The organism is Bacteroides caecigallinarum (assembly GCF_021530995.1).
Classification (GTDB): Bacteria; Bacteroidota; Bacteroidia; order Bacteroidales; family Bacteroidaceae; genus Phocaeicola; species Phocaeicola faecigallinarum.
Genome location: NZ_JADYTF010000140.1, coordinates 1 through 7,991, shown reverse-complemented (window position 1 = coordinate 7,991; position 7,991 = coordinate 1). Strand labels below are relative to the sequence as shown.

The following is a 7,991-nucleotide window of genomic DNA, read 5'->3' as shown; positions in this document are numbered from 1 at the left end:
TGGTACAGGTATTAAAGAGAATGAGATAGAACATATTTTTGAAAGATTTTATCAGATTTCAGATGACAGTTCATATAAGTTGGGGACGGGAATAGGATTGCATTTGACAATGTCACTTGTTAAATTACATCATGGTGTGATTTCAGCAAAAAATAATACAAATAAGCCAGGGTGTAGTTTTACAATTAGAATACCTTTGGGTAAGGAGCATTTATCTGAACAGGAAATAATAGATAATAAATCTGAATATTTACGGCAGAGAACAGAAGTGTATGAAAAAACTTTTATGATAGAAGAAAAGACCACTGAGGAAGATAATACAAAAAAAACAATAAGAAAGAAACATACACTTTTAATAGTTGAGGATGACGAGGAAATTAGGAATTATCTGGTTTCAGAACTGGATAGTTTGTATCGTGTAGTTCAATGTAAGAATGGAAAAGAAGCATTACGGATACTTGCGTCTAATGCTCCTGACTTGATATTATCTGATGTGATGATGCATGAAGTTGATGGATTAACTTTGTTGAGGAAAATCAAGCAGAATATTAAAATAAATCATATTCCTGTTGTTTTATTGACAGCAAAGAATAGTGAAAGTGACAATATGGAAGGATTGTCTTTTGGAGCAGATGCATATTTGACAAAACCTTTCAATATTGATATGGTAAGAATAACGATAGAAAATTTATTAAAGAATAGAGATGTTCTAAAAAATAATTTTAGCGGTAAACAGGAACAGGATTCCAATATTGTTTACATAAAACCCGAGTCTTCAGATGATAAGCTGATGAAGAAAATAATGAAGGCTATAAATAATAATATAAGTAATCCGGAATTAAACGTTGAAATGATAGCAGCCGAGGTTGGTATAAGTCGAGTGCACCTTTATAGAAAATTGAAAGAATTGACTAATCAATCTACAAGGGATTTCATAAGAAATATACGTTTGAAACAAGCTGAGGCATTATTAATGTCGGATAAGAATTATAATGTTTCTGAAATAGCTCTATTGGTTGGATTCAATAATGCAACATATTTTTCCAATGCATTTAAAGAACTTTATGGAATGTCACCAAGTAAGTATGTTGAGATTAATAAGGGTAAGAATAAAATATAATGAACTCGTTTGCGGAATAGAAATCTAGTTGAATCTATTATTTTATCTCCAGCTTTTGTTCCATCTCGAACGGCATATTTTGCCGCTTTTTGCGTGCTTGGGGAAAACAAAAAATCCCGATTTCGCTTGGAAATCAGGATTTTACTGTCTTTTGCTTTTCTTCAAAGTGGTGCCACCAGGAATCGTAATCTAACGATAAGTGGCTGAATATCTTTGATGTATCTTTTAGCTAAAGAAGTAATCTCCCGCTATTGCTCCACCGGAGGCTTGCAGTATTTTGCAGTGTCTTGCGGAGTCGATTTCCTATTATAGAACAAAGGTAGCGTTTTATTTTGAAATACAAGAAGATGATTTGTGTTTTTGCTCCACCTAATAGGAAACTTCAATTAAAGTGGAGAAAATTGCAGAATATACCTGTTAAATGATATTCCGATTTTTACAAATAATCACCAATCTTTAATGATTTAGAATAGCTATCAACTTCTTTATCTGAAGCTAATTTTTCCACATGCTCAATAGATATACCTTTCCACCCTCTTAGATTTGAAAACATAGGCCACATTGTACATTCTCCTATTTCGGGCTCATATTCATAATCTATATCCTCAAGTTCCTGCAAAGAGCATAAACTTCTTACTTCATCGTCTGTTTTAGCTATTATAATTATATCTTCTGGTGATATTGAGGAAAAATCAAATTCATATCTTATTCTCCATTCTCTCAACCAGGTGAAATCGTGTGTCAGAACATTTAGTTCCTCAAATCTCCAACCCATATCTATTTTCTTAAGGTTTGCTTCGTCCATTTTATCACCATAAATTACAGATTTGGCTCCAAAGTCTTTAATCAACAAATCTCTTCTAAAACCTATACCGTAAAAAGATAACATAGGTTTATAGAAACTGTTCATATATAAAAGATTTTCTCTAAAGTGCGTTATTGGAGTCTCTGTAAAACAAATATAATCATGAGTACTAGAAGTTAATTTTAATTGATTCAAAATGTTTGTCAATTTATCATACGCATCTTCCCCTTTTGTAAAATGAAAGAGATAGGGTGAAAGATCGTTTCTGTTTTTAACTAAATTTTCAGATGGATTCATAATTATATATTAATATAATATGCAGATATTTTAATTGCTAAGAATTACCATTATTTTATATAATTGCTTGAGTAAAAATACTTATTGTATTTCAAAGTCTCCTTCAAAGACCAAGCTTTTGCCGCAAGAAGATATTTTACAATTTGCTTTGCTCATTGTTAGGTAAGGTAAACTCTATTATAGTATAGTCTAAGATATTACATATAAAGATAATGATTTTCAACCTACAATAGTACATTGGAGAGTTATTTTTTATGCAATCTTATCATTTGAGTCAAATAAACATTGTGGAATGAAGGATTTTCCGTATATTTGTTCGTATTTTAGGTATATTGTATATGTATGCTTGATTGCGTTAATATTGCTAAGGAATAATATAAAGATTTGTCATGAATGTCACAATTGATAATTATCGTACACTTAATTTTGATACGATAGATATACAGGAAGAATGGAATATGCCAGCCGAACGGGAAAGGCGTATGCATAATATCCATGCATATCCTGCTAAATTTCCTGCATTTATAACAACAAAAGCTATTCATAAAGCTGAGGAAAACAACATCTCTGTTAAGACTGTAGCTGACATATTTTGTGGGTGTGGTACTGTCGCATTTGAAACGGTAAGGAGCGGTAAACACTTTTGGGGATGTGATATAAATCCTGTAGCTACATTAATTGCAGAAACCAAAAGCAATGTATATCAAGATGAACAATTGCAAGATTTTTTTGACAAAATAATTGCTGCTTACAACACTTGTAATGTAGATAAAAGTAATCGCATTTATTCAAATGAACGAATACAATATTGGTTCGACGAAGAGCATATAGATAATCTATTAAAACTTCGATCTTCAATATATTTGGTTGTGGACGATGAATTATATCGCAATTTCTTTCTGTGTGCTTTTTCTAATATATTAAAATCTTGTTCTCGATGGCTTACAAAATCAATTAAGCCACAAATTGACCCAAAGAAACAGCCTAAGGATGTCCTTTCTTCATATATATATCAAGTAAATATGATGCGAAAGGCAAATATGGAAAATATAAATGAAAAATACGGGAAGGCAGATATTAAAAGAGCTAATATTCTAGACGTTAATATTGATAAACCATTTGTTGACTTAATTGTGACTAGTCCTCCATATGTAACTTCATATGAGTATGCTGATTTACATCAATTATCAACGCTTTGGCTTGAATATACTGATGATTTCAGATTACTTCGTGAAGGCACAATAGGAAGTCTATATCATTCAGAAGAGTTCGATAAAAACCTGAAAAGACTAAATAATGTGGGCCAAGATATCGTATTTAAGATGTATTCAATAGATAAAAGGAAGACACGTTCTATTGCGCAATATTACATAGACATGCAGTCAACCGTCCATAAAGTTGTTGAAATGTTGAATCCCGGCGGTGCCTGCCTTTTTGTTATAGGTAATACAGAATATAAAGGAGTAAAAATTGATAATGCAAAGCATCTGACTGAATGTTTGTTAGCTGAAGGAATGGTAAACATAGAAGTTGATAGACGTAAAATATCTAATAAAATACTTACTCCATATAGAGACACTAATGGAAAGTTTGCCAGTGTTAAAGGCAGTTGTAGGAAAGTTTATTCAGAAGAGTTCGTCATTTTTGCTAGAAAATGTAATTAATATGGCTAAGAATTTAACAATAAGACCATTCGCTCGATTACTAACTATGTTGGGTGATCAACTAATTAAGAATGAGCAGATAGCAGTTATTGAATTGATAAAGAATGCCTATGATGCAGATGCTGACTGGGTTAAAATTTCTTTTGATGGATTCACGGAGTCTTTAAATATCACTCCAGAATCTCGAATTATTATTGAAGATAATGGATGTGGCATGACAGCAGAAATAATAGAAAAATCCTGGATGAGTCCGGCTACTCCTAATAAATTCTCTAAAGATGGTTCTGAACGGAGAACTCCTAAATATAACCGTATTATTCAGGGTGAGAAAGGTATCGGCAGATACGCCATGCTAAAATTAGGCAAAACAGTAAATTTAACAACAAGACCCGCTAACTGGATCTTAAATTCAAAAGGAGAATCCGAAAGTAGTAAAGAATATACTTTGTGTTTTGATTTAAACTCATATGATAGTGATTTTATAGATGGTGCTAAAGACGGTAATGAAGGACTCTATTTAGACGAATTAAATTTTAAATTAGAGAATCAATCTCCTAATGTATTTGTAGAGCATGATGTTACCATAAATAATTTAAAATTCGATAAACGTGAGAACATTCATGGAACTCGTATTGAGATTTCAAATCTATCTGGTTCATGGTCTTTGGCAAAGCTTAAACCAATCAAAGATAGTTTTTTGAGGTTTGGAGATTTATTTAATGAGGTTATTAGCCCCAATGAGAAACAGAATAATTTCACAATTGGATTATATATAAATAATAATCCATGGACTCAAGAAGAGAAGTCTAATGATATTACATTGCGTAATTTAATTGAGACTCAAAGTGTATTACAAATAACAAATGGTCATTATTCCTCGAATAATGGATTGTTTACATATAAGCAAAATGGCCACACTAAGTCTGTGAGCATAAAAGAAGATGGACTTAGAGGTATGAGTGTTTTTAGAAATCATTTCCAAAATAAGGTAACTAAGGCTTTTCGTGAAGTTACTGATTTTGGAGACTTTGAGTTTGACTTTTATGTTTTTGATTTAAATTCAAAAGATGAGTCATCTAAATATTATTTGCCTAAGGAAGCAAAGTCTATTATCAAAGAGCATAGAATTTATTTACTACGCGATAATATACGTGTCCTTCCCTATGGTGATCCAGACGATGATTGGTTGCAAATAGAGGTGCGTCGTGGTACAGTTAGAGCAGGAGATTTTTTAAGTAATGACCAAATTGTAGGAAGGATTAAGATAACTAAATTTGGCAATCCTCATCTGAAAGATAAAACGAATCGAGAGGGACTTATTGAGGAGGGGAATTATACCACCGATTTTATTTGTATAATACAAAGTTTCTTATCATACATACGTAATGGGGCTTATGCTGCATATTTAGCAGATAAAGAAAAAAAATCACAACTTGATAAGATACGTAAAGATGCGGTAAGTAAAGAAATATCTAATCTTCGTAATCAACTGAAGGATGACAAGCATGCGTTATCTCTATTAACTCAGTTAGAGAATGCTTATAAATCTGAAAATAAATATTTAAGCTGTAGAGTTGAACGTACGGAATCTTTAGCGGCTGTTGGTATTTCGGTAGAAACAGCGAGTCATGATATTATGATGATGTTAAATAAGGGTATTGATGAATTAAGATCCTTATACGAGGATTCTTTACATTCAAATTTTGACCACTCTTTTTTAACATCAGAACTTCAAAAGCTTTATGGTATATTTTCATATATTCAAAATCAGATGAAAGATTTACAGATGTTGTTCACTTCATCTAAGCAAAGACGTCGTCAAATAAGGGTTAAAGATATTTTAGATAAAGTTATAACCATATACAAGCGAACTTTAGCTGAGCATAAGATTGAATATAGAATAAATACTATTGGTTCTCCCTTAGTGGCAAAATGTACAGATGCAGATCTCTTACAATTATTGATAAATCTTTTGGATAATGCTATTTATTGGTTGGAAGAAAAAAATAATAAAACCATTATTATTACATTGGATGGCAATAATTGTAAATTAATTTTTTCAGATAATGGTCCAGGTATTCGTGATGAAGATAAACCTTATATTTTTGATGCTTTTTATTCAGGGAAAGGTCAAGAAGGGCGAGGTTTAGGTTTATATATATCACGGAAACTAATGGAGCGCAACGACTATTCAATTGAATTAGCAGACTTGCAAGAAGACAAAATTTTAAGTGGGGCAAACTTTATTGTTAATTTCATAAAACAAGAACGCAATGAATATTGAGGAACTTTTTTCTGGTATCGGAATGGTAATTGACGATCAGGTTTTCAATATGGAAAGCAGTGATAAAATTATTCGTATTGTTGAGAATATTGAATCTAAAGGATTTCCTTTAGTGAAATATAATGAAATACCCAACGTAAGTGGTGCTAATATTGCCAAATTTAGCTTTGTTTTGTTAGATTGGGAACTAGTTAGTGTATCTGATGAAGATGGGAATCCTATACCTCTTGCCTCTGAATTAGAGAAAAGCACCAGAGCATCTCTCCTCCAGTTCATAAAAAATATCTTAAAGGATTGTTACTTGCCCATTTTTATCTTTAGCAATAGCGAAGTCGAAGATATTAAAAACCAACTTAAAAAGAATGGTATAGATGTTGATAATGCTCCTATTTTTATTAAAAGTAAATCTGATATCATTAGTGACGGGAATGTAAAAGTGATGGAAGTGATAAGTGCATGGATAGATAAAATGCCATCTATATATGTACTAAAAGTTTGGGATAATGCAGTAGAAAAAGCGAAGATACATACATTCCAGCAGTTGGGAAACACAAAATATTGGCCGTTGGCAATATGGAAAACGGCAGAAGATGATTCAGTCAATCCTAATGATGAACTTTTAGATGTTTTGACACAAAACATCTTTGAGCGAATGCAGCCAATATCTGTTGAAAAAGAGCAATTGTTCAAAATAGGTGAGATAAAATCTACAAGAGATGAAGTGTTGAATGTTCTTCGAGCTCAACGATTAGAGGCTAATCCGAGTAAAGAGTCTTCTATGACTGGTGATATTTATAAAATAAAAGGGAAGTATTATTTGAATATTCGACCAACATGCGATTGTGTAGGTCGAAAAGAGCAAGAATGTACAGATTGTAAAAAACAGAATTGTATTGAATGTTCAAATGCCAACAAGGTTTATCTAATTAAATTTGAAGCATTAAGACAAAATGAGGAAAATGTATTATTCGAGCACAAATATGGCGTTTTTAAGGAGCGAAATAATGAAGCGATCTTAGGCCCCCTTATTGATAATAAATTTTACCGTTTTAAATTTCAAGAAATAACTGTAAAACTTTATTCTGAAGTTAAAGACAAGAAGAAAGCGCGTATTTTACAACCGTTCATAAGACACATAACAGAACGCTATGCACTATACATACAGCGCCAAGCCTTACCACGCATTCCAAGTCTGGCGATATCCGATGAACATTCCGATCTTACTTCAGATGAATGTAAGAAAGAACCGGGGTAGTTCAATATAATGGATTGAAATACATCTCGCCATTTAGGTGGATAATAAAATATGTATCAATAGAAATAAATCGACTATTTGCAAGAATTAAGTAAAGAGGTTGATTCAGAAGATTTGGCATCTCTCTGAGAATTGAATATTCGAAAGAGGAATCTAGGTTGACCTTGCGGAAAAACAAAGAAAGAGGGGGACTTCACTTTTAAGTTCCCCTATGTACAAATTGCCATATCACTCTTTTGAGGCAAGTATCTCTCGTATATGCTGTTGATTCTTTTTGTCAATGCGAAACAATTCATATAGTAGAGTATTTATATCATTATTATAATCAATAATCCCATTTTCGTCTGAATAAGTTAATAGGTCCGGAACTTTCTTAGCTAATGAAGTAAGTGATTCGTCTGTAAGCAAAAATGCAAAACGGATTATTTCACTTGTGGCATATTTCCTGACTTTATCACTTTTTTAAAATTTTCTCATGAACCTGCCCTATAGGTATCTGTAGCAGTGTTTTTAAGTCTAATTTGGGTGACGCACTGAAATTTTGTATCTTCGTGCTATGTTTGTGC

Annotated in this window: 5 protein-coding genes; 4 read left to right on the top strand and 1 reads right to left on the bottom strand. The window is 32.2% G+C overall.

Annotated features, from left to right (window positions below):
- Positions 1-1,120 (top strand): hybrid sensor histidine kinase/response regulator transcription factor (locus tag I6E24_RS14580; RefSeq protein ID WP_235329284.1); only part of this gene is annotated, 1,120 nt, incomplete at its 5' end.
- Between the two features lie 436 nt (positions 1,121-1,556).
- Here I6E24_RS14580 and I6E24_RS14575 read toward each other — a convergent pair.
- The gene (locus I6E24_RS14575) at positions 1,557-2,222 is read right to left on the bottom strand and encodes a hypothetical protein (RefSeq protein ID WP_235329282.1); all 666 of its coding nucleotides are present in this window, start codon (positions 2,220-2,222) and stop codon (positions 1,557-1,559) included.
- Positions 2,223-2,611: 389 nt separating this feature from the next.
- Between I6E24_RS14575 and I6E24_RS14570 the strand changes: the two genes are divergently transcribed.
- Genes I6E24_RS14570 through I6E24_RS14560 form a run of 3 tightly spaced genes read left to right on the top strand, consistent with a single transcriptional unit; the run spans position 2,612 to position 7,425 of the window.
- Positions 2,612-3,886 carry a DNA adenine methylase gene (locus I6E24_RS14570; protein ID WP_235329280.1) on the top strand — a complete coding sequence of 425 codons (1,275 nt, stop codon included), beginning with the start codon at positions 2,612-2,614 and terminating at the stop codon, positions 3,884-3,886.
- Position 3,887: 1 nt separating this feature from the next.
- Positions 3,888-6,170, top strand: a complete 2,283-nt coding sequence (locus I6E24_RS14565; protein WP_235329278.1) for an ATP-binding protein — start codon at positions 3,888-3,890, stop codon at positions 6,168-6,170.
- Positions 6,160-7,425, top strand: coding sequence for a hypothetical protein (locus I6E24_RS14560; RefSeq protein WP_235329276.1), 1,266 nt, complete (start codon positions 6,160-6,162; stop codon positions 7,423-7,425). The genes I6E24_RS14565 and I6E24_RS14560 overlap by 11 nt, the downstream gene beginning before the upstream one ends.
- Positions 7,426-7,991: the final 566 nt, after the last annotated feature.